This window comes from Actinoallomurus sp. CA-142502 (genome assembly GCF_050936355.1).
Classification (GTDB): Bacteria; Actinomycetota; Actinomycetes; order Streptosporangiales; family Streptosporangiaceae; genus Actinoallomurus; species Actinoallomurus iriomotensis.
Window position 1 is genome coordinate 7,577,919 of record NZ_JBNJMY010000001.1, and the last position, 23,754, is coordinate 7,601,672.

At 70.6% G+C, this 23,754-nt stretch carries 21 protein-coding genes; 11 read left to right on the plus strand and 10 right to left on the minus strand.

Annotated elements, in window-relative coordinates; translation table 11 throughout:
* Positions 1–60 precede the first annotated feature (60 nt).
* On the plus strand, positions 61–948 hold the full coding sequence (locus ACQEV1_RS35530) for an IS5 family transposase (RefSeq protein WP_433399963.1): 888 nt from the start codon (positions 61–63) through the stop codon (positions 946–948).
* 46 nt (positions 949–994) lie between these two features.
* On the plus strand, positions 995–1,342 hold the full coding sequence (locus ACQEV1_RS35535) for a hypothetical protein (protein ID WP_433399966.1): 348 nt from the start codon (positions 995–997) through the stop codon (positions 1,340–1,342).
* A 102-nt stretch (positions 1,343–1,444) separates the two neighbouring features.
* On the opposite strand, the gene ACQEV1_RS35540 is transcribed toward ACQEV1_RS35535, so the two are convergent.
* From ACQEV1_RS35540 to ACQEV1_RS35550, 3 genes are all read right to left on the minus strand, one after another.
* Entirely contained in the window at positions 1,445–2,458 is a 1,014-nt protein-coding gene (locus ACQEV1_RS35540; protein WP_433399969.1) for a bacteriocin fulvocin C-related protein, read from the minus strand.
* Between the two features lie 347 nt (positions 2,459–2,805).
* A complete protein-coding gene (locus ACQEV1_RS35545; RefSeq protein ID WP_433399971.1) occupies positions 2,806–3,942 on the minus strand; it encodes a helix-turn-helix domain-containing protein in 1,137 nt (378 codons plus the stop codon).
* Positions 3,943–3,986: 44 nt separating this feature from the next.
* The gene (locus tag ACQEV1_RS35550; protein WP_285576765.1) at positions 3,987–4,706 is read right to left on the minus strand and encodes a hypothetical protein; all 720 of its coding nucleotides are present in this window, start codon (positions 4,704–4,706) and stop codon (positions 3,987–3,989) included.
* Between the two features lie 130 nt (positions 4,707–4,836).
* Here ACQEV1_RS35550 and ACQEV1_RS35555 point away from each other — a divergent pair, with 130 nt between their 5' ends.
* Positions 4,837–5,235 carry a pyridoxamine 5'-phosphate oxidase family protein gene (locus tag ACQEV1_RS35555; RefSeq protein WP_285632772.1) on the plus strand — a complete coding sequence of 133 codons (399 nt, stop codon included), beginning with the start codon at positions 4,837–4,839 and terminating at the stop codon, positions 5,233–5,235.
* An 80-nt stretch (positions 5,236–5,315) separates the two neighbouring features.
* Complete coding sequence (locus ACQEV1_RS35560; RefSeq protein ID WP_433399975.1) at positions 5,316–5,900, plus strand: GNAT family N-acetyltransferase; 585 nt, start codon at positions 5,316–5,318, stop codon at positions 5,898–5,900.
* A 9-nt stretch (positions 5,901–5,909) separates the two neighbouring features.
* Here ACQEV1_RS35560 and ACQEV1_RS35565 read toward each other — a convergent pair whose 3' ends face one another.
* The 7 genes from ACQEV1_RS35565 to ACQEV1_RS35595 all read right to left on the minus strand — a co-directional run bounded on the left by ACQEV1_RS35565 (position 5,910) and on the right by ACQEV1_RS35595 (position 13,524).
* Positions 5,910–7,340: a gamma-aminobutyraldehyde dehydrogenase gene (locus ACQEV1_RS35565; RefSeq protein WP_433399978.1), complete on the minus strand. Its 1,431-nt coding sequence runs from the start codon at positions 7,338–7,340 to the stop codon at positions 5,910–5,912.
* 51 nt (positions 7,341–7,391) lie between these two features.
* Positions 7,392–8,198, minus strand: coding sequence for an ABC transporter permease (locus ACQEV1_RS35570; RefSeq protein ID WP_285632766.1), 807 nt, complete (start codon positions 8,196–8,198; stop codon positions 7,392–7,394).
* Positions 8,199–8,253: 55 nt separating this feature from the next.
* Positions 8,254–9,144, minus strand: a complete 891-nt coding sequence (locus tag ACQEV1_RS35575) for an ABC transporter permease (protein ID WP_433399982.1) — start codon at positions 9,142–9,144, stop codon at positions 8,254–8,256.
* A 9-nt stretch (positions 9,145–9,153) separates the two neighbouring features.
* Positions 9,154–10,356 (minus strand): ABC transporter substrate-binding protein, encoded by a 1,203-nt coding sequence (locus tag ACQEV1_RS35580; RefSeq protein WP_285632760.1) that lies wholly within the window; start codon positions 10,354–10,356, stop codon positions 9,154–9,156.
* Between the two features lie 101 nt (positions 10,357–10,457).
* Entirely contained in the window at positions 10,458–11,516 is a 1,059-nt protein-coding gene (locus tag ACQEV1_RS35585) for an ABC transporter ATP-binding protein (protein ID WP_433399984.1), read from the minus strand.
* Between the two features lie 8 nt (positions 11,517–11,524).
* Positions 11,525–12,697: an ABC transporter substrate-binding protein gene (locus ACQEV1_RS35590; protein WP_285632757.1), complete on the minus strand. Its 1,173-nt coding sequence runs from the start codon at positions 12,695–12,697 to the stop codon at positions 11,525–11,527.
* The gene (locus ACQEV1_RS35595; RefSeq protein ID WP_285632754.1) at positions 12,694–13,524 is read right to left on the minus strand and encodes a sirohydrochlorin chelatase; all 831 of its coding nucleotides are present in this window, start codon (positions 13,522–13,524) and stop codon (positions 12,694–12,696) included. The genes ACQEV1_RS35590 and ACQEV1_RS35595 overlap by 4 nt, the downstream gene beginning before the upstream one ends.
* 412 nt (positions 13,525–13,936) lie before the next feature.
* Here ACQEV1_RS35595 and ACQEV1_RS35600 point away from each other — a divergent pair, with 412 nt between their 5' ends.
* From ACQEV1_RS35600 to ACQEV1_RS35630, 7 genes are all read left to right on the plus strand, one after another.
* Positions 13,937–16,759, plus strand: a complete 2,823-nt coding sequence (locus tag ACQEV1_RS35600) for a nitrate- and nitrite sensing domain-containing protein (RefSeq protein WP_433399989.1) — start codon at positions 13,937–13,939, stop codon at positions 16,757–16,759.
* A complete protein-coding gene (locus ACQEV1_RS35605; RefSeq protein WP_285632749.1) occupies positions 16,759–17,163 on the plus strand; it encodes a roadblock/LC7 domain-containing protein in 405 nt (134 codons plus the stop codon). Before ACQEV1_RS35600 ends, ACQEV1_RS35605 begins: the two co-directional genes overlap by 1 nt.
* A 147-nt stretch (positions 17,164–17,310) precedes the next feature.
* Complete coding sequence (locus ACQEV1_RS35610; RefSeq protein ID WP_285632747.1) at positions 17,311–17,673, plus strand: DUF742 domain-containing protein; 363 nt, start codon at positions 17,311–17,313, stop codon at positions 17,671–17,673.
* Positions 17,654–18,268 carry a GTP-binding protein gene (locus tag ACQEV1_RS35615; RefSeq protein ID WP_285632744.1) on the plus strand — a complete coding sequence of 205 codons (615 nt, stop codon included), beginning with the start codon at positions 17,654–17,656 and terminating at the stop codon, positions 18,266–18,268. Before ACQEV1_RS35610 ends, ACQEV1_RS35615 begins: the two co-directional genes overlap by 20 nt.
* Positions 18,269–18,648: 380 nt before the next feature.
* Positions 18,649–19,215 carry a nucleotide exchange factor GrpE gene (locus ACQEV1_RS35620; protein ID WP_433399994.1) on the plus strand — a complete coding sequence of 189 codons (567 nt, stop codon included), beginning with the start codon at positions 18,649–18,651 and terminating at the stop codon, positions 19,213–19,215.
* Between the two features lies 1 nt (position 19,216).
* Positions 19,217–20,800, plus strand: coding sequence for an Hsp70 family protein (locus ACQEV1_RS35625; RefSeq protein WP_285576732.1), 1,584 nt, complete (start codon positions 19,217–19,219; stop codon positions 20,798–20,800).
* Between the two features lie 264 nt (positions 20,801–21,064).
* Positions 21,065–23,731, plus strand: coding sequence for a hypothetical protein (locus tag ACQEV1_RS35630; protein WP_433399997.1), 2,667 nt, complete (start codon positions 21,065–21,067; stop codon positions 23,729–23,731).
* Positions 23,732–23,754 lie beyond the last annotated feature (23 nt).

Genomic DNA, 23,754 nt, shown 5'->3' on the forward strand with positions numbered 1-23,754 from the left:
GCCCCTAGGGCGTGTTTTAGAAGTTGATCTCATGTGACTTGAGCTGGTGATCATCTTGGTGTGGGTCGTGGAGATTTGACCGATGAGCAGTGGGCTGTGCTGGAGCCGTTGTTGCCGGAGGTGTCCGGGCGTGGTCGTCCTGTGGTGTGGCCGCGTCGGCAGTTGATCGATGGGATCCGCTGGCGGGTCCGCACGGGTGCGCCGTGGCGGGATCTGCCGTCTCGGTACGGGCCATGGCAAACGGTTTATGGATTGTTTCGCCGTTGGCAGCGGGCCGGGGTGTGGGCCATGCTCATCACGGCGTTGCAGACCAGAGCGGATGCGGCCGGGCTGATCGACTGGCAGGTGAACGTCGATTCCACCATCTGCCGGGCGCATCAGCACGCGGCCGGAGCACGCCGTGATGGCGCAGGACAGAAAGAACCACCGGGTGGTGATGCCCACGGCGGGTCGGCCGAGCCTGCCGATCATGGACTCGGCCGGTCGCGCGGCGGATGGACGACCAAAGTCCATCTGGTGTGTGAGCAGCGGCAACGGCCACTGGCGGTCGTCATCACCGCCGGTCAGCGGGGTGACAGCCCACAATTCATCGGGCTGCTGGAGGCGATCAGGGTGCCGCGAGGCGGTCCAGGCCGTCCACGCCGAAGGCCGGACCGGGTCCGCGGCGACAAGGCGTACTCCTCCCGGGCCAACCGTGCGTACCTGCGGCGGCGCGGCATCAAATGCACCATCGCCGAACCGGCCGATCAGGCCCGCCACCGCGCCGACCGCGGCAGCGCCGGTGGCCGGCCACCGGCCTTTGACCGTCAGGACTACAAAGCCCGGCACGCCGTCGAGTGCGGCATCAACCGGCTCAAACGGCATCGGGCGGTGGCCACGCGCTTCGACAAGCTCGCCCTCCGCTACGAGGCCACCGTGCACATCGCTGTGATCGGTGAGTGGCTGTGATCTGGCCTGGCTCCCCATGGGATCCTCAGCCTGCACCCGGCCGAGCGTGACGGAGAAATCGATGGGCGCCGACTACTACATCGCCGACACCGAGAACGGCGACCACATCGACGACCCATCCGAAGACTCCTTGTTCATGCTGCTCACCGACCTGAACATCGCCGACAACACGTTCGTGACCATCAACCCCGCCGACGAGGAAGCCACCTGGTACGCCTCGGTGTCCCTCCTCGACGACGGGACCTATGAGGTCGAATACCGCGACGCTCGGCGACGCGAACACGAACTCAGCGTTCAGGCCGACCTCAATCAGATCGCCCGTGACCTCACCATCTGGCTGGCCCGCCGCCACTACCCCGGCAGACCAGCGACACGCTCAACCCGGGACTTCTGAAACAGGCTCTAATGCTTTCGGTTGCCGTAACCGTCAAGAAGGCTTCGGCTTGACCGTCTGCCGCGATACGCGACGTACCGCGGCAGACGGTCGGTGGCGTGCTTACACGCAGCTGCCGTTGCAGGGGTGCGTCCAGAAGACGCCGCAGCCGGTCGGCTGGTACACGCAGGCGCCGATGACGGTGCAGTTTCCGCTGTTGCAGAAGTCCTGGCTGCCGTCCTCGGAGTCGAAGCACGGGCAGTCGGGGGCCGCCGCCGCCTCGGTCCGGGCGGCGGGCTTCGCCGACGGTGCGGCCGCGGTGCCGAGCGCGCCCAGCAGCGTGTGCACCTCGTTGTTGTTCCCGAACGCGGCGACGGCGTCCTTGTGCAGCGCGGCCAGCTTCTGCTCCGTGCTCCGCGAGGGTTTCGCCGCGAACGTCGACGCCGAGTCCTCCAGCATGAACCAGGCGCGGTCGATGACGGCGCTCTGCTGCTTGGTCAGGTTCGGATGCGCCTTGCGGTAGGCGACGAGGTGTTCCATCCACAGGTCGCGGCGGACGTTCACCGTGGAGGCGTTGAAGATCGCCCGGCGGTACCGCAGCGGGTACTTGATCACGTTCTCGTACGTGTGCGGCAGGTTCTTGCTGTGCTTCCGCACCCAGGCGAGGGCGGCCTGGTTCTCATCGTCGGCGAAGGCGGGGACCTTGCCGGCCAGCACCAGGCCGGCGGCCACGCCGGCGCCCGCGCCGAACCTCAGGAACTGGGCCCGGCCGATGGCGGCGCGGCCGGTGGGCGCGCCCGGCAGTTCGCTGGCGTGTCCCCGCGAGCGGCGCCGCAACGTGCCGAGGGCGTGGATGACGCGCACGCTGTCCGCGGGTCCCAGCCGGCGGGCGAGGGTCATGCTCATGGCGGCGCCGGTCCACGCGCGCACCCGGTCGCCGTCGACGCGCAGCAGGGTGGGCGCCCATACCGGGTCCGCGCCCATCGCGCGTTCGCGCAGGCGCCGGACCTCGTCGTCGGCCAACGGCCGCACCTCGAGTTTCCCCCGGCACGCGTGCTCCACGGCGTGGGCGATGTCCTTGCAGGTACCACATGTCGCGTCGAAGGCCAGAACCCAACGGTGCGGTGTACGGATCACGGGTCTCCTCAGTGCTCCGGTGTTTGAAGCGGTATATCCGGATAATGGGTGTACGGAATGCTACTAGAGACACGTGACCAACGAAAGAATTTTCACCAATTTAGAAATGTCGTCGTAAGCCCGAAGTCACCACCCTCCATGCCTGGTCACGAGGGGCCACGCCATCTCGGCAACTGCAGCGAGCACATTTCGGAAAGGTTTTCATATTGGTTTGCCCGATTCGCGGGGCTTTGACGGCCGAGCCAGATCACGAAACGGAAGCTTTCCAGTGGAATAAAGCGCGCGAATCGGACAACGGCTGCCGGACCGCCGGCGGTCCTCGTACGAGGCCGGTTCCAGGGCGAGTGTCAGTCCGGCAGGTCCGGGACCAGCGTCAGGCGAGGGCGGTCGTCGGTGACATGGCTCAGCAGCTCCCGCACCTCGGCGTACGGGAGGCTCAGGCGGGCGGCGAGGGAGTGTTCGGTCAGGCCGCGTTCGGCGCCCAGCGCGACCGCCTCGGCGAGGACCGCCGGCCATTCCGTCGGGTAGTCGCCCCTCGGCTCGTCGCGGCGCCAGCCCAGCCGGGTCAGCGTCACCTGGGCCCGGCGGTACAGGTCGTCGCCGATGCGGTCCAGCTCCCGGCTGCGGCGCAGCAACGCCTGCACCGACACTCCCCATGCCCGCTGGATCTCCAGCAGGCGCGCGAAGTCCAGGCGCGTCGGCAGCAGGTCGGCGATCTGCGGGGCCGGGGTGAGGAACTCGGCCGCGAAGCGGTTCGCCTCATGCTCATGCTGCCGGTCGCCCGGCTGGGCCTCGTCGTGGAGCAGCAGGTGGCCCAGTTCGTGGGCGGCGCTGAACCGGCGGCGCAGCGGGTTGCCCCGGTCGCGGGACAGGCAGATCAACGGCCGGTCCAGGCCCGAAGGGCGGCAGGAGAACGCGTCGATGCGGTCGCCCGCCCCGAACCTCGCCATGCTCACCACCGCTCCGTTGGCCTCCAGCAGGCGTACGAGGTGGTGGACCGGGCCGGCGGGCAGTCGCCAGGCGGCGCGCAGCTCGCGGGCGGCGCTCTCCGGGTCGCGGGACAGGCGCGGGAGCCGCGGTTCCGGGAGGCGTACGACCGTCTGGATCTCGCGCACCGCCTCGGCCAGGTGGCTCATGGTCGCCCGCGCCTGGCGGCGTTCGTACACCCGGGTCGTGCGGAGACTGCGGAAGTGGGCGGCGTCCTCGGCGACCGGGAGCACGGGGCGGCCCGCCGCGAAGTATCCCACCGGAAGACCGAGCTCGGCGGCCAGCCGCGTCAGCGTCTCGTCGGCGAGCCGTGCCTGCCCGCGCTCGAACCGGGTGATCGCGGCGGCCGTCACTCCCACTCTGGCCGCCAGGTCGCGCTTGGTCAGGCCGCTCCGCTCGCGCGCCAGGATGAGCCGGGCCGGGTCGAACGAGGCGGTGACGCCGGGGGCCGGGACCGCGGACAGGTGCGGCACGCCACCACCGCGTCGGGTGTCCACGTACGGCCTCCTCCGTCCCCTTTCTTCACCAGCGGTCCCTCACCCTAGCCATCCGTGCCGGTCGACTCGGGGAAATCCACGCCTCCGTCGATGAGGCTGATGTCGAACTCCGGCGGCGGCGGAACGTCCGGCTCCACCGGGGACGGGCCGGACGGCAGTCCGTACGGGTGGCGGCCCGCCTCCACGTCGAGTTCGACGAAGCGGTCCTCGTGCCAGTAGACCAGGTCGCCGTGCAGGTGCGGCGTGGCGAGGAAGGCCCGGACCAGGCCCTCGTGCCGGTTGCCGGCCCAGCCCAGCACGACGACGTTCGACAGGGGTACGGGCGGCAGGCCCTCGTAGTCGAGCATCTGCTGGCCGGGCGGCCCGCCGCCGACGATCCGCGAGCGGATGCCGGTCTCGTCGGTGACCGCGAGCCCCTGGTGCCGGTCGTCGCGCGTCCGGCCGTACCGCCACGGATAGATCAGCCAGTTGCCGCTCACGACGGTGAACGGCGTGCCGAGCCGGTCGGTGGGCAGGTGGACCTTGGCACGCGGCAGCCGATCCTTGACGATCCGGCCGAAGGTCTCGCAGAGGCAGTGGTAGCGGTCGGTGCCGTACGTGGTGTCGTTGGTCCAGTCGGCCAGGCGGAACCGCCACAACGCCTGCCAGTGCGCGTAGTGCAGGCACGGCACGGCGTACGTCGTGAGCACCCGCGCCGTACGCGGGCCGAGGAGGGTGCCGAGCCAGTCGCCCGGAGCGGCCTCGGAGGTCGCAGGGATGGTCACGCACCGGCCTCCTTCACTTGATCTTCTCTTGGCGGATCCCAGACTTCCACTTGATCACCGACTGGGCCACCAGCGCCCCCGGCGTTTCGCCACAACACGTACGCGGCCGCTCCGGCGATAGCGTGGACGGATGACCCACGACGCGTTGAACGCGGAGGCGACGGAGTTCCTGCGCGAGCGTCACCTGGCGACGCTCAGCTCCCTGCGTCCGGACGGGTCGCCGCACGTGGTGCCGGTCGGGTTCACGTGGGACGCCGAGCGGCGGCTGGCCCGCGTGATCACCGACGGCGGCAGCGTAAAGGCGCGGCTCGCCGCGGGCGGCGGGCGGGTGGCCCTGTGCCAGGTCGAGGGACGGCGCTGGCTCACGCTGGAGGGCACGAGCACGGTCAGCGCCGACCCGGCGCGCGTGGCCGAGGCGGTGGCCCGGTACGCCGAGCGCTACCGCACGCCGCGGGAGAACCCGACACGCGTCGTCATCGAGATCTCCGTGGACCGCGTGCTCGGCTCATCCGGGCTGTTCTCCGCCTGACCGCTGCCCGAAGATACTGGCCGGATGCGGCGATCAAGGACGGGCCATCCACCGCGGATCGCTGAATAAGCTCTGCGGGCATGAGCGATCAACTGCGGCTGCGGCCGGTGGCCGAGGAGGATCTCGCGGTGATCGAGCGGCTCACCGGTGATCCGGAGGCCGTGGGGGAACAGAGCTGGCACGGATGGTTCGACCCGCGGACGTACCGGCGACGCTGGGAGGAGACGGGGCTGCTCACCGACGACGGGGGCACGCTGATGGTCGCCGGGCCGGCCGAGCCGCTCGGCTTCGTGCAGTGGCGCCGGCATCCGACGAACCGCGTCTCGTACTGCTGGAACATCGGCATCGGGATGCTGCCCAAGGTGCGCGGCCTGGGGTACGGCACGGAGGCGCAGCGGCTGCTCGTCGACTACCTGTTCGCGCACACGCAGGTCAACCGGATCCAGGCGGTGACCGAGATCACCAACACCGCCGAGCAGTGGGCGCTCAGCAAGGCGGGCTTCACCCGTGAGGGCGTGCTGCGCGGCTACGGGTTCCGCGACGGCGGGTGGCGTGACGCGGTGATGTACAGCGTCGTGCGCGAGGACCTCGGCAAGGAACGCGGCGACATGACGGTCCTGCGCCCGTCGCGCCGCGACCAGAACGGTCCGCGGCGCGACGGGTAGTCGCGGGACTCAGTCCTCGATGTTGGACATCACGTGCTTGATGCGCGTGTAGTCCTCGAACCCGTACATCGACAGGTCCTTGCCCTGGCCGGAGTGCTTGAAGCCGCCGTGCGGCATCTCGGCGACCAGCGGGATGTGCGTGTTGATCCAGACGCAGCCGAAGTCGAGCCGCTTGGCCATGCGCATCGCGCGGCCGTGGTCGCGGGTCCACACCGAGGAGGCGAGGCCGTAGCGCACGCCGTTGGCCCAGCGGACCGCCTCGTCCTCGTCGGAGAACCGCTGCACGGTGATGACCGGACCGAAGATCTCGTCCTGGATCGCCTCGTCGTCCTGGCGCAGCCCGGAGACGACCGTGGGCTCGTAGAAGAAGCCCTGCTCGCGGGTGCGCGAACCGCCGGCGCGGACGGTCGCGTGCGACGGCAGCCGGTCGACGATGCCCGTGACGCGGTCGAGCTGGTTCGCGTTGTTCAGCGGGCCGTACAGCACGTCCTCGTCGTCCGGCAGGCCGGTCCTGGTCTCGGCGGCGACGGCGGCGAGCGCGTCGGCGAAGTCGTCGTGCACGCCGGGGCCGGCGAGCACGCGCGTCGCGGCGGTGCAGTCCTGGCCGGCGTTGAAGTATCCCGCCTCGGCGATCGCCGCGGCGGCGGCCTCGACGTCGGCGTCGTCGAACACGACGACCGGCGCCTTGCCGCCGAGTTCGAGGTGGACGTTCTTCAGGTCGTTCGCGGCCGAGCGCGCCACCTCCATGCCGGCGCGGACCGACCCGGTGATCGAGACCATCTGCGGCGTCGGGTGGTCCACCAGGAGACGTCCGGTGTCACGGTCGCCGCAGACGACGTTGAACACGCCCGGCGGCAGGAACTCCGCCGCGATCTCCGCCATGAGCGCGGTCGTCGCCGGTGTCGTATCGGAGGGCTTGAGCACGACCGTGTTGCCCGCCGCGATGGCCGGCGCGAACTTCCACACCGCCATCATCATCGGGTAGTTCCACGGCGTCACCTGGGCGCACACCCCGATCGGCTCACGCCGGACGAACGACGTGTGGCCGGCCATGTACTCCCCCGCCGACCGGCCTTCCAGGACGCGCGCCGCGCCGGCGAAGAACCGGATCTGGTCGACCATCGGGGGGATCTCCTCCGAGGCCGTCAGGCCGAGCGGCTTTCCGGTGTTCTCCGACTCCAGCGCCACGAGCTCGTCGGCGCGGGACTCGATGGCGTCGGCGATGCGCAGCAGCGCGAGCTGCCGTTCGGCGGGCGTCGTGTCGCGCCAGCCCTCGAAGGCGTTCGCCGCGGCCGTGAAGGCGGCGTCGACGTCGGCCTGGCCGGAGACCGGAGCCGTGCCGAACGCCTCACCCGTGACCGGGCTGATCAGGTCGGCGGTACGTCCGTCGGCGGCGTCGGAGTACGAGCCGTTGACGAAGTTGCGGACGGTGCGCTTCATTGCGTCCTCCCATGTGAACGTGGACGGCGCCGATAGGACTAGCCGGCGTGACTAGATGGCGCGGGTGTCCCCGGAGATGCGCTGGGCGATGTAGACCGGCACGACCGACAGCACGATGAGCGCGGCGGCCACCACGTTGACGATCGGTGCCTGGTTGGGCCGGAAGAGGTTGTCGAAGATCCAGATGGGCAGCGTCTGCACGCCGGCGCCCGCCGTGAACGTGGTCACGATGATCTCGTCGAACGACAGCGCGAACGACAACAGGCCACCGGCCAGCAGCGCGGACCGCAGCAGAGGGAACGTAACGTACCGGAACGTCTGGAAGGTGTCCGCGCCAAGGTCGGCCGAGGCCTCCTCGACGTTCGTCCCCAGCCGCCGCAGCCGCGCCAGGACGTTGTTGTAGATGGTCACGATGCAGAACGTCGCGTGCCCGACGATCACCGTGAACAGTCCCAGCTGGATCCCGAGCGGTGACAGCACCGTGCGGAACGCGTTGTTGAGCGCGATGCCGGTGACGATGCCGGGCAGCGCGATCGGCAGGATGACCAGCAGCGACACGGTCTCCCGGCCGAAGAACCGGTAGCGCTGCACGGCGAACGCCGCCATCGTGCCGAGCACGCAGGCGATCGCGGTGGCGCCGAGCCCGGCCTTGACCGAGGTCCACAGCGCCGACCGGACACCGCCGTTCTGCCAGGCGCGCGACCACCACTCGCCGGTGAAACCGGCCGGTGGCCAGCCGAACGTCCGGTCGGCGTTGAAGGAGTTGATCAGCACCACGAACAGCGGCACGTAGATGATCGCGAGCCCCACGATCATCGCCACGCGCAGCGCGATCCGCGTGCCCCGAGACAAATTCACGAGACCTCCTTCGTCGGCCGAGTGACCTGGATCCCGTGCTGGCCGGTTCGCTCGCTCACAGATTCTCCAGGGCTCCGGTGCGGCGGACGGCGAGGAGGTAGATGACCATGATGGCCACCGGGATGGTCGCGACCGCGGCGGCGAACGGCAGGTTGTTCGCCGTGCCGACGTTGTCGTAGACCACGTTGCCGATCAGCTGGCTGCGCCCGCCGACGATGCGGACCGCGATGTAGTCCCCGAGCGACAGCGAGAACGTGAAGATGGAGCCCGCCACGGCGGCGGGGAAGACCGTCGGCCACACGACCGTACGGAACGTACGGAAGGAGCGCGCGCCCAGGTCTCCGGCCGCGTCGATCAGGGAGTTCGGCAGCCGCTCCAGCCCCGCGTAGATGGGCAGGATCATGTACGGCAGCCACAGGTAGGCCAGCGTGACGGTGGTGGCCAGCAGCCCGTACCCCGGGGCGTGGCCGCCGACCGGACGCAGGAACCAGTCGAGCACGCCAGAGCCGGAGAACATGACCCGCCAGGCGTACGCCTTGACCAGGTAACCCGCCCAGAGCGGCGTCAGCACGGCGATGACCAGCCAGCGCTGCGCGCGCGGCGAGGCGATCTTGGCCATGTAGAACGCCATCGGGAAGGCCACCAGGCTGTCGATGACGGTGACCGCGATCGCCACGCCGACGCTGCGCAGCGTGATGGTCCGGTAGACGCTCTCGTTCACCAGGTCCTGGAAGTTGCCCAGGTCGAAGACCTTGACCACGTCGCCGGTGAACTCGTTCGTGGTCCAGAACGCCGTGACGAACAGCGCCGCGAGCGAGCCGAGGTAGGCGACCACGAGCCACAGCAGCGGTATAGACAGCAGCCCGGCGAGCCGGATCGAGGGCCGCCGGTGGAGCAGCCCGGCGAACCGGCGAACCGGCCCGCCGGGCGAGGTGACACTCGTCATGGGGAGACGTCAGCCCTTGATCTGGGTCCAGGCCTGCGTCCACTTGGCGTAGTCGACGCACTTGACGTTCTTGCGTCCGTCAAGGCACTGGGAGATCGGGGTGTTCCAGTAGTGCACGTTCTTCCAGTACGGCTCGTCGGCCGCGTGGAAGGTGTCGCAGAACTTCTTGTCGCTGGTCTCGGCGCACGCCTTGCTGTTGGACGGCGCCTCGCCGAACCACTCGGCGACCTGGGCGTTCGGCTTCGGGGAGACGATCCAGTCCATCCACTTGTAGGCGCAGTTCGGGTGCTGGGCCTTGGCGGCGACCATCCAGGTGTCCGACCAGCCGGTCGAGCCCTCCTTCGGCAGGACCGTCTCGACCGGGACCTTGTCGGCGGACAGACCGTTGGCGATGACCTGCCACGTGGTGCCGAGGACCGTGTCACCGCTCTTGAAGGACTGCTGGGACTTCAGGTAGTCCGACCAGTACTCGCCGACGTTGTTCTTCTGCTGCTTGAGCAGGTTGACCGAGGCGTCGAACTGCTTCTGGTCCAGCGCGTACGGGTCCTTGATGCCCAGGCTCGGCTGGGTGGCGGACAGGTACAGCGCGGCGTCGGCGATGTAGATCGGCGAGTCGTAGGCGGTGATGTGGCCCTTGTACGGGGAGTTCGCGTCGAAGACCACGCTCCACGAGTCCGGGGCGGGCTTGACCTTGTCCGTGCGCCACATGAGGAGGTTCGCGCCCCGGCCGTGCGGGATGCCGTACGCGACGCCGTTGACGGAGTTCCACGGCTTCATCTTCAGACCCGCGAAGATGTCCTTGTAGTTCGGCACCAGGTTCGTGTTGACGGGCGCGACCGAACCGGCGGCGATGAGGCGCAGCGACGCGTCACCCGAGGCCGACACGGCGTCGTACTGGCCGGTCTTCATCAGGTTGACCATCTCGTCGGACGTACCGGCGATCTTGGTGTTGACCTTGCAGCCGGTGGCCTTCTCGAACGGGTGGACCCAGTCGACCGACTTGTCGTTCGAGCCGTCCTCGGCGTAGCCCGCCCAGGCGACGAGGTTGACTTGCCCCTCGCCCTGGCCGAGGGACTGCAGGGCGGGAATCTTCGGAGGCGTGAAACCGGCGACGCTGTCGCCACCGCCCTTGGAGCTATCGCTGTTGCCGCAACCGGCCGCCAGCAGCGAAACGGCAGCCATCGCGACGACCGCGAGGCGCGTGAACCGCATGGGAACTCCGATCAGAATGGGGGTTTCGGGGAGGGAATTCCGGTAGACGCCGCGATGAGGGGACCGCGGCGCAACGGTCGGCCGGACCCGCCGACCGGGTGTCACATCGGACCGGTGATGGAGAACTCGTGCTCCCGCCGCCATGCGAGCCTGACCCGGGCATCGCGCAGCTTGAGCACATCCATCGATGAGGCCTGCAGATTCTGCTGCACGGCCACCAGCCGGCCACCCGCGTCGAGGTCCACGACGAACCGGGTGGCCGCCCCCGCGTAGACGACCTCCGCGACCGTGCCGGTCGCGGAGTTCTCGTCTCGGGGCAGTTCCGCGTCGAGCCGTGTGTCGACGCGAAGCTTCTCCGGGCGGACGCTGTACACGCCCTCCCGGCCGAGGATGTCCAGGGCCGCCTGGCCCTCGATGAGGTTGGAGGTGCCGACGAAGCCCGCGACGAACGGCGACGCCGGCCGTTCGTACACCTCCGCGGGCGTGCCGACCTGCTCGATCCGGCCCGCGTTGAACACCGCGATGCGGTCGCTCATCGTCAGGGCCTCCTCCTGGTCGTGCGTGACGAACAGGAAGGTGATGCCGATCTGGCGCTGGATGGCCTTCAGCTCGACCTGCATCTCCTCGCGGAGCTTGAGGTCGAGCGCGCCGAGCGGCTCGTCGAGCAGGAGGACCTTGGGCCGGTTGACGAGCGCGCGGGCGAGGGCGACGCGCTGGCGCTGGCCGCCGGACAGCTGGCCGGGCTTGCGCTTGTCGTAGCCCTCGAGGCGTACGGTCCGCAGGGCCTGCAGCGCGCGCTCGCGGCGCTCCCTGGCGGGCACCTTCTTGACCTTGAGGCCGTACTCCACGTTGGCCAGGACGTTCATGTGCGGGAAGAGGGCGTAGTCCTGGAAGACCGTGTTGACGTCGCGGTCGAAGGGCGCCAGCCCGGTGACGTCACGCCCGCCGAGCCTCACGCTGCCCTCGGTCGGCGTCTCGAAGCCGGCGATCATCCGCAGCACGGTCGTCTTGCCGGAGCCGGACGGGCCGAGCATCGCGAAGAACTCGCCGTCGCGCACGTCCAGGTCGACGCCGTCGACCGCGGCCACCTCACCGAAGACCTTCCGGACTCCGCGCAGGCTCACCGCGGCCGACACGTCACCGCTCACGTCTGTCGTCATGTCACTCGTCAACCCTTGATCTGCGACCAGATGTCGGTCCATTTGGAGTAGTCGACACAGACCGCGCCGCGCGAGTCGCCACAGTCCGCGACCGGAGTCTTCCAGAAAGCCAAGCGACGGTAAAAATCGACGTCGTTGGCGTGGAATTCGGCGCAGAAACCTTTCGCGGCGAACTGACATGCCTTAGGATTCGCCGGCGCCTCACCGAACCACTGGGCGACGGCGGCCTGGATCTTGGGCGCGCTGATCCAGTTCATCCACTTGTACATGCAGTTCGGGTGCTCCGCCCGGGAGGCGATCATCCAGGTGTCCGACCACCCGGTGGCGCCCTCCTGGGGGATCGTCGTGCCGATCGGCGCGCCCTCGGACTTGGCGAGCTGCGCGGTCACCTGCCAGGCGGTCCCCGCCCAGTTGTCGCCCGCCTTGAACGACTGGATCTCATCCAGGTAGTTCGACCAGTACTGGTTCACGTTGGGGCGCTGCTGCTTCAGGAGGGCGACCGCGGCGTCGAACTGCTCCTGCGTCAGCTCGTACACGTCGGTGATCTTCAGGTCCGGCCGGTGCGCCTTGAGGTAGAGCGCGGCGTCCGCGATGTAGGTCGGCGAGTCGTAGTCGACGACGTGGTCGGCGGCCGGCGACTTCGGATCCCAGACGATGCTCCACGAGGTGGGCTTCTGGCTGATCTTGTCGGTCCGGTACGTGAGGTAGTTCGCGCCGTAGCCGTGCGGGACGCCGTACATCTGGCCCTTGACCGAGTTGTACGGCTGGTTGCGCAGGTACGAGGCGATCTCGCCGTAGTTGCGCAGCAGGTTGGTGTTCACCGGGGCGACGGTGCCGCCGTAGATGAGCCGCAGCGAGGCGTCACCGGAGGCCGAGACGCCGTCGTACTGCCCGGTGTTCATCAGCGCGACCATCGAGTCGGAGGTGTCGGCCACCTTGGCGTTGACCTTGCAACCGGTCTTGCGCTCGAAGGGGGTGACCCAGTCGACCTTCTTGTCCGTCGAGCCGTTCTCGGCGTAACCGGCCCAGATGACCAGGTTCAGAGCGCCCTCGGACGCGCCGATCTCCTGCTGCATGGCGACCTTCGGCACCGCCGCCTGCTGCCCGGAGCCGGAGTCGGACCCGCAGGCCCCGACCGCCAGAACGAGCGCCACCGCGCAGGCGAGCCTGATGAGCTTCATTCCTGCACCTCACCAATGAACGGTTCCATGGCCACTTCGTAACGGAGGTTCACGAGCCGGACCACCGACCCGTGCGCGCCGAGGGGCGCGCCGCAGCCCAGGCCGGCCTCGGCGGCGAGTTTGGCGAGCTGCTCGTGGTCGAGCTCGGGGCCGATGACGTACGGCGCCACGGCGATCCGCTGGGCGCCCGCCTCGCGGAAGCGGGTCACCGCGTCCGCGACCGTCGGCGGGCCGTCGACCGCGGCGGCGACCACCGGAACGGCGAGCCGGGCGGCGAGAAGGACGGCCGTCATGTCGGCCTCACGCGCGGCCTCGGCGCCGCCGACCGCGGCCACGATCACGCCGTCGGTCGCCGCGCCGATGCTGAACTGCCGGATGCGGTCCGCCCGGGCCAGCCCGGCGTCCGCGAGCCGTACGTGCAGCGCCTCGGCGAGAAGGGGGTGCGGGCCGAGCGGGTCGGTGACGACCACACTGTCCGGCTTCACCCCCGCCTCGTCGATGCCGGCCTGAATCCGGGCGTACGTGCGGGCGTGCGGGCCGGTGATCAGGGGCACCACCACGGCGGCGCGGTCCTCGGGCAGTCCGCGCATCACGTCGGTGAACGTGGAGCCGAGGAGTCCGACCCGGACGTCCAGTTCGGACCGCGCGGTACGAGTGAGCGAGGCGATCTCCTCGGCGGTGTCCGGGTCCTCGCCGGGAACCGCCAGCACGAGGACGGGGGCGTCCGGCGGAAGGTCTGCGGACGCCGGCCGGCGGTGTCGCCCGCTGGGCAACGTTGAGCGCCCGCGTACAGGGAGCGTCTCCGGGGGCTGGTCGTCATAGATCACGATGGCGGAGTCTAGAGGTTGTCCTAGCGGCTCGTGGGGCCCTTGTGACCGAACGTCCGATATTTATGTCTCGGCCGGGCCGCAGCACATGGGCCGGTCAAATGCCGTGTCACCAGGCAATACCTGAGCTGCTGACCCGCCGTTTCGGTACATGTGGCAAGCGCTCGTTAGGGACATATTTACGGACATGGTCGGGCTTCAGACCCGTGCGTAGTAGAGTCCTGCGCGTTCGCTCGGGTGCCCCTCCGTCATCGGTGTCCCCTCCGTCTAACTGAAAGTCGAGCCTGTCGCGGTGCAATCAAAGGACCGTCGAGTGGGATCAGATGCCAGTCAGCGGCCGCCCCGGTTCCAGGCCGGCCGCGTTTTCCGTTCAGTCCGCTTCAAGATCATCTTGCTGCTGATCGTACCTCTCGTGTCTTTGAGCACGTTGTGGGCGTTCGCGGCGAGCATCACGCTGGGCGACGGACTCAACCTGCGCCATGTGAACACCATTCAGGACCATCTCGGATATCCCTCCGGAGCGCTGGGCAGCGCCCTGGAACAGGAACGACGGCTGTCCATGGTGTTCCTCGGCAGCAAGTCGGACAGCGACCGGGCGTCGATGGAGTCCGGGCGGCTCGTCACGGACCGGCAGGCCGAGCAGTTCCGCCGCCTGGCCGTCGACAAGGGCACCCAGAACGTGATCAGCCCGCAGGCGCGCGAGTGGACCAAGGAGATCCTGCAGTACCTGGACAACCTGCCCGCACGTCGCCGGCAGATCGACACCCGGGCCACCAACCGCTCGCAGATCTTCACCCGCTACAGCAGCGCCATCTCCACCATCAACCAGCTGCAGGCCTCGCTGGCGACCCTGAGCGACCCCGGGGTGACCAAGGACGCCGGCACGGAGGTCGCCCTGGCCCGCGCCCGTGAGGTGCTGTCGCAGGAGGACGCGCTGCTGTCCGGCGCGCTCGCGGCCGGCCGGCTCACCTTCGCCGAGCACGTGCAGTTCACCAAGCTCGTGGGCACCCAGCACAACCTGTACAACGACGTGCTGCCCGACCTGCGCTCCGACGACCGCGCCCTCTACCAGCGGATCATCTCCACCCCCGAGTACGCCCGGCTCGAGTCGCTGGAGAACCGCTTCACCGACCACATGCCCATGTCCCCGCCGAAGACGACCATGGGCGGCATGAACGGCATGGGAGGCGCGAACACCACGACCTCCGGCGCGCAGATCACCGCGGACACGCCGGTGCAGTGGAAGACCACCGTCTCCTCGGTCATCACCCGGTTCCGCGGCCTGGAGCTGGGCGCGACCGCGGCCGCGAGCGACCGCGCCAAGCCGATCGCGAACGGCATCATCCTGCGCGTCGCCCTCGCCGGTGCGCTCGGTCTCGTCGCGGTCATCGCCTCGCTCGTCCTGTCGCTGTGGGTCGGCCGCTCGGTCATCCGCGAGCTGACCGGGCTGCGGCGCGCCGCCCTCGACCTCGCCAACGAGCGGCTGCCCGGTGTCATCCGCCGGCTGCGCCGCGGTGAAGAGGTCGACGTGGCCGCGGAGGCGCCGCCGCTGTCGTTCAGCACCCGTGAGATCGACCAGGTCGGCCAGGCCTTCAACGCCGCGCGGCGCACCGCCATCCAGGGCGCGGTCGAGGAGGCCGCGCTGCGCCGCAGCATCAGCGACGTCTTCCTGAACCTGGCGCGCCGCAATCAAGCGCTCCTGCACCGTCAGCTCAGCCTGCTCGACACGATGGAGCGCCGGATCTCCGAGCCGGACGAGCTGGACGACCTGTTCCGCCTCGACCATCTCGCCACCCGCATGCGCCGTCACGCGGAAGGCCTGATCATCCTCTCCGGCCAGGCGCCCGGCCGAGGCTGGCGCAACCCGGTGCCGGCGGTCGACGTCGCCCGCGCCGCCGCCGCCGAGGTGGAGGACTACGCACGCGTCACCGTCGCCGCGATGCCGCAGGTGGCCATCGCCGGAACGGCCGTCGCCGACCTCATCCACCTGCTCGCGGAGCTGATCGAGAACGCCACCCTCTACTCCCCGCCCGACACGACCGTGCAGGTCACCGGGCAGATCGTCGCGCACGGCTTCGCCCTCGAGGTGGAGGACCGCGGCCTGAGCATGGACCCGGCGGCGCTGGCCGAGGCCAACGAGAAGCTGGCCCGGCCGCCGGACTTCGACCTGTCCAACAGCGCGCAGCTCGGCCTGTTCGTCGTCAGCCGGCTCGCCCAGCGGCACTCGATCCAGGTCACGCTCCGCACGTCTCCGTACGGCGGGACGACCGCGATCGTCCTGCTGCCCGACGGCATCGTGGTGCGCAGCGGCGAGCAGGGCGAGCTGGAGCCCGGCGGACGGCTCGCGATGACCCGCCGCGGCGAGGACGCGCTGGTGCCCATCGGCGCGATCGGCCCGCCGTCGTTCGGCGACCGCGGCAGCGGCCCCGAGACCGGTCCGATGCCGCTGAACGGCGGAGGTGAGCGGCCTCCGCTGCCGCAGCGCCACAACGGCACGCCCCCCGGCTTCAACCCGTCCTCGCTGAGCACGCCTTCGTACGACGCCGGCGGGTCGAGCAACGGGTCGCGCCCGGCGCCGCAGGACACCGGCTCGTTCGGCACCCCCTCGTTCGGCTCGGCCGCGAACCACTTCGACACCGGACCGGCGGACCCGTACGAGACGGACCGGCGCGGAACCGGCCACGACCCGGCGCCGTACGAGACGAACGCCTTCGACTCCGGTCACCCGGAATCGTCGTCGTTCGGCGGCGGCGGCTACGCGCCCGGCGACAGCGGGTACGGCTCCGACACGGGCCAGTGGAACCTCCCGTCGACGACGGAGGACACGGGCGGACGGCCGGCGCTACCGCGGCGCCACTCCGAGCCGTCCGCGCCGTCCGCGCCGTCCGCGCCGGGCCCGGCCGCCGGGCAGCGCCGTTCGCTGTTCGAGCCCGCGGGCGAACCGCAGGCCGACCCGGCCGACCCGTCCGGTCCGGCCACGGAGCAGCCGCCCGCGCCCGCCTCACCGGGCGACGCGCCGAGCGGCTCCGGCAAGCCCTCGCTGCCGCGGCGCGTGCGCCAGGCGAGTCTGGCACCGCAGCTGCGGGAAGAAGCCGAACCGATCAGTGAAACCGCGAGCGATGAACGTTCGCCCGAGGAGCTCCGCACGATGCTGAGCTCCATCCAGAAGGGCTGGCTGCGCGGTCGCTCGGACGCCGAAGACACCGCCACCGGCCACGAAGAGGAGGACATCTGATGTCAGCGGGTTCTGCGGGGGAACTCAACTGGCTGCTGGACAATCTCGTCAACCAGGTCGCCCAGGTGCACCAGGCGGTCGTGTTGTCCAGTGACGGTCTGCTCGTCGGAGCGTCGACGGGTCTGACTCGTGAGAACGCCGAGCATCTGTCGGCGGTCGCGGCCAGCTTCCAGAGTCTGGCGCGCAGCGCCGGACGGCAGTTCGGCGGCGGCGCCGTACGCCAGACCATCGTCGAGATGGACCACGCCTTCCTGTTCGTCACCGCCGCCGGGTCGGGCGCGTGTCTCGCCGTGCTCGCCGGTTCCGACGCGGACGTGGGCATGATCGCGTACGAGATGGCGATGCTCGTCAAGCGGGTGGGCCAGCACATGTCCACGCTCCCCCGCTCGGCCGTGGAATCGTGACGTCGGATGAGCGAGCACATGAGAACGGCGGTGTCGCGGCGGCTCATCCGGCAGCGGCGCCGCACCATCGATCCGAGAGGCAGACGCGGGTCCCGGGACGCGATCGGCCCGGTTCCCCCGCGTGCGGCCTGCGGGCGGGGCGGTTGAATGAGCGAATGGCTCGACGACGAGGCCGGGCCGGTCGTCCGGCCGTACGCACTGACGAGGGGCCGTACACGCGCGTCCCGAGAGGGCTTCGAGCTGATCGCCATCATCGCGACGGCCGCGACCTCCCAATTCGCACCCGCCGGAGCCGGGCCGGAGCACATCGCGATCCTCGAGATGTGCGTACGCCCGCTCTCCGTGGCCGAGGTTTCGGCGAAGATGAGACTTCCCCTCGGCGTTGTCCGGGTGTTGCTCGGTGACCTACTGGACCACGGGCTGATCGCCGTCAGACGGCCCGAGCCGGACAATCGTCTCCCCAATGAACGGCTTTTGAAGGAAGTGCTGAATGGACTCCAAGCGCTCTGACCCCTCGCGGGGCGCTGCCATGCCGCTCGCCGTGAAGATCCTCGTGGCGGGCGGATTCGGTGTGGGCAAGACCAGCATGGTCGGCGCGGTCAGCGAGATCCGGCCGCTGCGCACCGAAGAACAGCTGACCGACCGCAGCGTCGGCGTCGACGACGTCTCCGGCGTCGAGCGCAAGACCACGACGACCGTGGCGATGGACTTCGGCCGTATCACGATCCGCGACGGCCTGGTCCTCTACCTGTTCGGCACGCCCGGTCAGGACCGGTTCTGGTTCATGTGGGACGAGCTCGCGCTGGGCGCGCTGGGCGCGGTCGTGCTGGCCGACACCCGGCGTCTCGCCGACAGCTTCCCCTCGATCGACTACTTCGAGCGCCGCCGGCTCCCGTTCATCATCGGGGTCAACTGCTTCGACGGCGCCGTCCGGTACGACACCGAGGAGATCCGGGCCGCGCTGGACCTGGACCCGAAGATCCCGGTCATCCTGTGCGACGTGCGCAAGCGGGAGTCCGGCAAGCAGGTGCTGATCACTCTGGTCGAGCACGTGCTGGAGGTCATGGCCGAGCGCCAGCGGCAGCCGGGCGCCGCCCTCCGCTGAGTCGTGTTTCACAGGCCCCCGGGCCTGTGAAACACGGCCCGGCGGCGCGGGACGCCCGGCCGCCGGGCGCCGCCCGGGAAGACGGGCGGAGAACGGCCGCGCTCTCCCTGGGGGAGCCGTTTCACCGCGATTACGGAATGGCGCTTCGGCCGTTCGGCCGGCCGTTCGCACCGGTCGGCCGCGGGAACGGTGACGCGCGCCCGATGAATACCCTTCTGTCATATTCAGGCGCGGTTTGGAAGTCAACGCGGGGTCAAGGCTCGCCGACAGGGGTTTCCGCCAGAGCCAACTGAAGTGGCGATAAGGCTGGTGTCCGCATCCGGGCATGGACACAATGGGACTGGCGAGTTCGCTCACTCAGAGTTATGGTGCGAGATCCAATGCCCGATGACCCCTCTTCCCCCAAGGACGGGACCACGCCCCCGTCGGCCTCCGCCGACGGGGCGATCGCGGCATCTCTCACGCAGATACACACTGTGCTGGCCGACCTCGCGAAGACGGCGGGCCGTGAGCACGACCGGGCCGCACACCGTGAGCGCGTCATCGACCGGCTGCACGAGGAGAACGGCCGGCTGCGGCACAACGAGCTGCAGGCCGCCTTCGAGCCGGTGCGCACATCGCTCTACCGCCTCTATGACCTGGTCCGGCGCGAGTCGGAGCGGGAGAGCGCGGACCCAGCACACACACCCACGCTCCTGGCGGCGATCGCCGAAGAGCTGGCCGAGATCATCGCGCGGACGGGGGTCGAGCGCATGCCCGTGCACGAGGGCGACCCGTTCGATCCGGCACGGCACCGCCCTGCCGGCACGCACGATGTGGACGACGCCGCACTGGACGGCACCGTCACGACGGTCCGGCGCACCGGCTTCGTCCGCGGCGAAAAGGTCGTACGACGGGCCGAGGTGATCGTCGCCCGAACGGCGGCCGACCCGGTCGGAGGGGATTGACATGGCTGTCTACGGAATCGATCTGGGCACGACCCATTCCTGCATCGCACGCATCGGCGACGTCGGCCGTCCCACCGTTCTGCGCAACATGGAGGGCACCGACACGACACCGTCGGTCGTCTACTTCGAGTCCGCCGACAATGTCGTGGTCGGCGCCCCGGCGAAGGACACCGCCGTGCTCTCCCCCGACCTGGTGGTGAGCCTCATCAAGCGGGACATGGGCCACGAGGTCACGCGCGAGCTGCACGGACGCGACTACTCCCCCGAGGAGATCTCCGCGTTCGTGCTGCGCAAGCTGGTCGCAGACGCGAAGGCCACCACCGGCGAGGACGCCGACGACGTCGTCATCACCGTGCCCGCCTACTTCGGCGCGGCCGAGCGCGACGCGACCCGCAAGGCCGGTCACATCGCCGGGCTCAACGTCATCGACATCATCTCCGAGCCGGTCGCGGCCGCGATCACCTACGGCGTGCTCAACCCCGACCAGGACCGCACGATCCTGGTCTACGACCTCGGCGGCGGCACGTTCGACACGACGGTGATCACACTTCGTGACGGCGACATCGGGGTCGTGTGCACCGACGGCGACCACGAGCTGGGCGGCGCCGACTGGGACGCCCGCGTGGTCGAGCACCTCGCCGAGCGCTTCGCCGAGGAGCACCCCGACGTCGGCGACCCGCTCGAGGACCCGCACACCGAACAGCAGCTCCGCCACGACGCCGAAGAGGCGAAGAAGGCCCTGTCGCTGCGCACCCGCCACGTCGTGCGCGTCATGCACGAGGGCCGGGTCGCCACGGTCGAGCTCACGCGGGACAAGTTCGAGGAGATCACCAAGGACCTGCTCGACCGCACCATCGAGATCACTGGGCGCACGCTGGCGACCGCCGCCGAGAAGGGCGTCAAGGACTACGACGACCTGGTCCTCGTCGGCGGCTCCACCAAGATGCCCGCGGTGCCGCAGCGGCTGGCCAACGAGCTGTCGCTCAAGCCGAAGCTGCAGGACCCCGACCTCGCGGTGGCCAAGGGCGCGGCGCTGTACGCCTTCGAGGAGACCTACCGCCAGCTGCTGGCCAAGGGAGAGACCGACAAGGCGCTCGACCTGGCCTCGCGCGCCGGCCTGTCCGAGGCCGAGCAGGAGCGCATGGCGTCCCGGCAGATCACCACGGTCGCCTCCCGCGCCTTCGGGGTGATCGCGCTGGACCCGGTGACCGAGCAGGAGCACGTCGTCCACCTCGTCCACGCCAACGACGCGCTGCCCCGTGGCAAGTCCCGCGAGTTCGGCACCGTCGACGAGGACCAGACGATCGTCAAGATCATCGTGGTGGAGCAGGCGGGCAGCGCCGAGTCGACCGAGGTCGCGCACAACAACCCGATCGCGGACGGCGAGCTGAAGATCCCGCCGGGCAAACCGGCGGGCTATCCGATCGAGGTGACGTTCGCCCTCGACACCTCCGGGCTCCTGCACGTCACCGCGGTGGAGAAGGAGACGGCCGAGGAGCTCACGCTCGACGTACGCGTCGGCGGCATGTCCGAGGACGACGTCCAGGAGTCCCGCACGGACCTCGCTCACGTCCGCGTGGACTGAAAAGACCGGTGGAGACCCCCATGCCCTACTGCGCGACGCCCGGGAGGCGCCCCGCCGCGTCGCCGCGCGGCGGGCCGGATGCGCCGGTCCCGACCGACTGCCTCCACGCGCCCCCGACACCCGCACCCGGCACGACCGAGACGCCGCCGTCGGTCCCCGACCGGCACCGGGCCGGCTCCCTTCCCCGCCTTGCGGCGCACCTCCCGGACGCCGCTCGCGACGGGCGGGGGTTCTCCAACAGTCGTAGCGACCGCACCGGATCACATGGTCTTTGACGAGCAGCGCTATGTCCGAGAGGTGCTGGAGCCCGCCAGGGCGGCCGGCAACCAGCCGCCCGACGATCTGCGGGTGCGGTACGCCCTGGTCGAGCCGCTCAACTGCCGTGAGGTGGCCGAGAGCGTCAAACGCGTCCGGATGTGCTGGCGCAAGTCGCGCGGGCAGCTGCGCTTCCGCCGGCTCATCGATCGTCTCGAGGGCGACCATCTCAAGCTCGCGCCGCTGTTCGAGCGGGCCGCGCTCGGCGACCTGGCGCCGCTGCGCGCCGAACTGACCACGACCGCCGACCGGGCCGGCCGGCGCCGCGCCGAGTTGCGCACCCGGCTGCTCGACGCCGCCGGGGAGATGAGGACGCTCGCCCCCGGCGACCTGCGCGAGATCGGCGGCGAGGCGGCCGAGCTGGCCCGCGAGGCCGGCATCGAGATCCGCGAGCCCGACGTCCTGCCCGCCGCGCCCCCGTACGCCGGCTATCCGCGCGCCCGTGACGCGCTCGACGCCCTCGGCGCGCGCCACCTGCGCGAGTTCGTCACCGGGGAGCCGCGGGCCGGCCGGGTCCTCGGACCGGTGCCGGACCTGCGGCCGGCCATCCGGCGGGTGGCCGAGCAGTGGAGCCGCCGCCCGCACGACGGCAACCGCACCAACGCCGACACCGTGCTCGTCGCGCTCAAGCGTGCCGAAGCGGCGAGCCGACGAGCGAGCGGAGTGGGTGGTGAGGAACGAGCCGCCCGCGGAGCGAGTGAGGAGGCGAGCGCGACCACCGAACACGCGGCGAGCGCGACCACCGAACACGCGGCGAGCGCGGCCGTCGAATACGACGACGTCGCCGAGCTGGTCCTGTACGACGTGGTGGCCCGGCTGCGCGAGCGGCACCAGCAGCGGGCCTCCGAGGGCGCGCTGCTCCGGTTCGCCATCGACGACCTGGGCGTGGACGAGGACGACGCGCGGCGGCTGGTGTTCTCGGTGATCCGGGAGAGCGGCGTGGCCGGCGGGCTGGCCGCGCGGCTTCGCGACCTCATCGACGCCGGTGAGATCCACGCCGCGGCCGAGCTGGCGTCGGTGGCAGGGCCGGCCGAGCTGACCGGCGACGCGGAGCTGCTGGCCGCCGAGGCACGACGGCGCATCTCCTCCGCGACCGCGCTGCGCCAGGAGGCCGCCGCCCTGGTCCTGACCGATCCGGACGAGGCGTGGCTGCGGCTCGCCGACGCGCTGCGGCTCGTCGGCGACCTGCCGGGCGCCGCCGACCTGCAGGCCGGGCTGCCGCCGCGCGCTCCCGGCCGGATGGAGGCGGTGGTCGAGGGCGACGAGGTCGCGCTGTCGTGGGCGCCGACCCCGTCGCGGGTCGGCGAGATCGGCTACGTCGTCGCCCGCTGTCTCGGCCGCGTTCCCCGGCACCCCGGCGACGGCGAGACGCTGCCCTCCGGCGGCGGCTTCGCCCGTGACCCGGCGCCGCCGCTCAACGCACCTCTCTTCTATGCCGTGTTCGCGGTGCGCGGCACGGCGGCGTCGGCGCCCGCCGTGGCCGGCCCGCTGCACGTGCGCCCGGAGCCGGCCGACGTGTTCGTCCGGGCCGCCGACGGCGTGGTCGCCGGGCGGTTCACCGCGCCGCCCGAGGCGGTGCGGGTGCTGGTCACCCGCGACGGCACGCCCGTCCCGACCGAGCGCGGCGGCTTCCGCGACGAGACGGTGACGAACGGCACCACGTACCACTACCGGGTCGCCGCCGCCTATCTCAGCGCCGACGGCCACGAGACCATCACCTCCGGCGTGCACGTCGCGGCGACACCGGCCGCCCGGCCCGATCCGGTCCGCGACCTCAGCGTCGAGCAGGACCCCGCCGGGCACCTCGTGGTCACCTACGACGAGCCGCCGCACGGGCAGGTGGAGATGGTGGCGATGCCCGGTCCGCCGCCGTGGCCGGCCGGCACCACGCTCGCCGTCGAGGAGGTGCACCGCGCCGGGCGCGTCCTGCGCACCGCGCCCGTCCCGGGCGGCGTGGCGCTGCACGCCGGCCCCGGCGTCCTGCTCGCCGTGTCGGTGAGCGGCGACGTCGCGACGATCGGCGCCCACCGCGAGCACGTGAACCTCACGCCGCCGCGCGAGCTCATCGCCGAACGCCGCGGCGAGATGATCACGTTGGGCTTCGACTGGCCGACGGACGTCACCGAGGCCGAGGTCCGCTGGCGCTGCGGCGACGGCGAGGAGAGCCGCCTGCCGATCGGCCGCGCCGGGTACGACGCCCACGGCGGCGTCCGCCTCCCCTCGCCGGGCGGTGAGGCGGTGACCATCGAGGTCGCCGCGGCCGCGACCGCGTACGGCCGCCGCGTCACCGGCATGCCGGTCCGCACCGTGGTGCCCGGCCGCACGATCGTCGGGTACGAACTGCGCCGCTCCCACCTGCGCGGCCCGCTGGTCGTGACGCTCACCGGGGCGGCGCCGACCCGGGTGCGGCGGCTGGTGCTCGTCGCCCGCTCCGGTCCGATGCCCCAGCGGCCGGCGGACGGAGAGACGGTGATGAGCTGGGACGACGTCGAGGTTCCGGCGCGCCTGTCGGCCGGGCTGCCGCGGCTGCGACGCCCGTACTGGCTCCGCTGCTTCGCCGAAGACCCCGCGGTCGAGCTCCGCGATCCTCCGGTCCGCGACCTGAAGGTGCGTTGATGCCGTCTCATGTCCGCTCCGCT

Excerpts from the sequence above, each read along its gene's own strand:
- ACQEV1_RS35555 (WP_285632772.1), top strand. The coding sequence starts at position 4,837 with ATGACCCACGACGCGTTGAACGCGGAGGCGACGGAGTTCCTGCGCGAG.
- ACQEV1_RS35560 (WP_433399975.1), top strand. The coding sequence starts at position 5,316 with ATGAGCGATCAACTGCGGCTGCGGCCGGTGGCCGAGGAGGATCTCGCG.
- ACQEV1_RS35565 (WP_433399978.1), bottom strand. The coding sequence starts at position 7,340 with ATGAAGCGCACCGTCCGCAACTTCGTCAACGGCTCGTACTCCGACGCC.
- ACQEV1_RS35575 (WP_433399982.1), bottom strand. The coding sequence starts at position 9,144 with ATGACGAGTGTCACCTCGCCCGGCGGGCCGGTTCGCCGGTTCGCCGGG.
- ACQEV1_RS35580 (WP_285632760.1), bottom strand. The coding sequence starts at position 10,356 with ATGCGGTTCACGCGCCTCGCGGTCGTCGCGATGGCTGCCGTTTCGCTG.
- ACQEV1_RS35585 (WP_433399984.1), bottom strand. The coding sequence starts at position 11,516 with ATGACGACAGACGTGAGCGGTGACGTGTCGGCCGCGGTGAGCCTGCGC.
- ACQEV1_RS35590 (WP_285632757.1), bottom strand. The coding sequence starts at position 12,697 with ATGAAGCTCATCAGGCTCGCCTGCGCGGTGGCGCTCGTTCTGGCGGTC.
- ACQEV1_RS35605 (WP_285632749.1), top strand. The coding sequence starts at position 16,759 with ATGTCAGCGGGTTCTGCGGGGGAACTCAACTGGCTGCTGGACAATCTC.
- ACQEV1_RS35610 (WP_285632747.1), top strand. The coding sequence starts at position 17,311 with ATGAGCGAATGGCTCGACGACGAGGCCGGGCCGGTCGTCCGGCCGTAC.
- ACQEV1_RS35615 (WP_285632744.1), top strand. The coding sequence starts at position 17,654 with ATGGACTCCAAGCGCTCTGACCCCTCGCGGGGCGCTGCCATGCCGCTC.
- ACQEV1_RS35620 (WP_433399994.1), top strand. The coding sequence starts at position 18,649 with ATGCCCGATGACCCCTCTTCCCCCAAGGACGGGACCACGCCCCCGTCG.
- ACQEV1_RS35625 (WP_285576732.1), top strand. The coding sequence starts at position 19,217 with ATGGCTGTCTACGGAATCGATCTGGGCACGACCCATTCCTGCATCGCA.
- ACQEV1_RS35630 (WP_433399997.1), top strand. The coding sequence starts at position 21,065 with ATGGTCTTTGACGAGCAGCGCTATGTCCGAGAGGTGCTGGAGCCCGCC.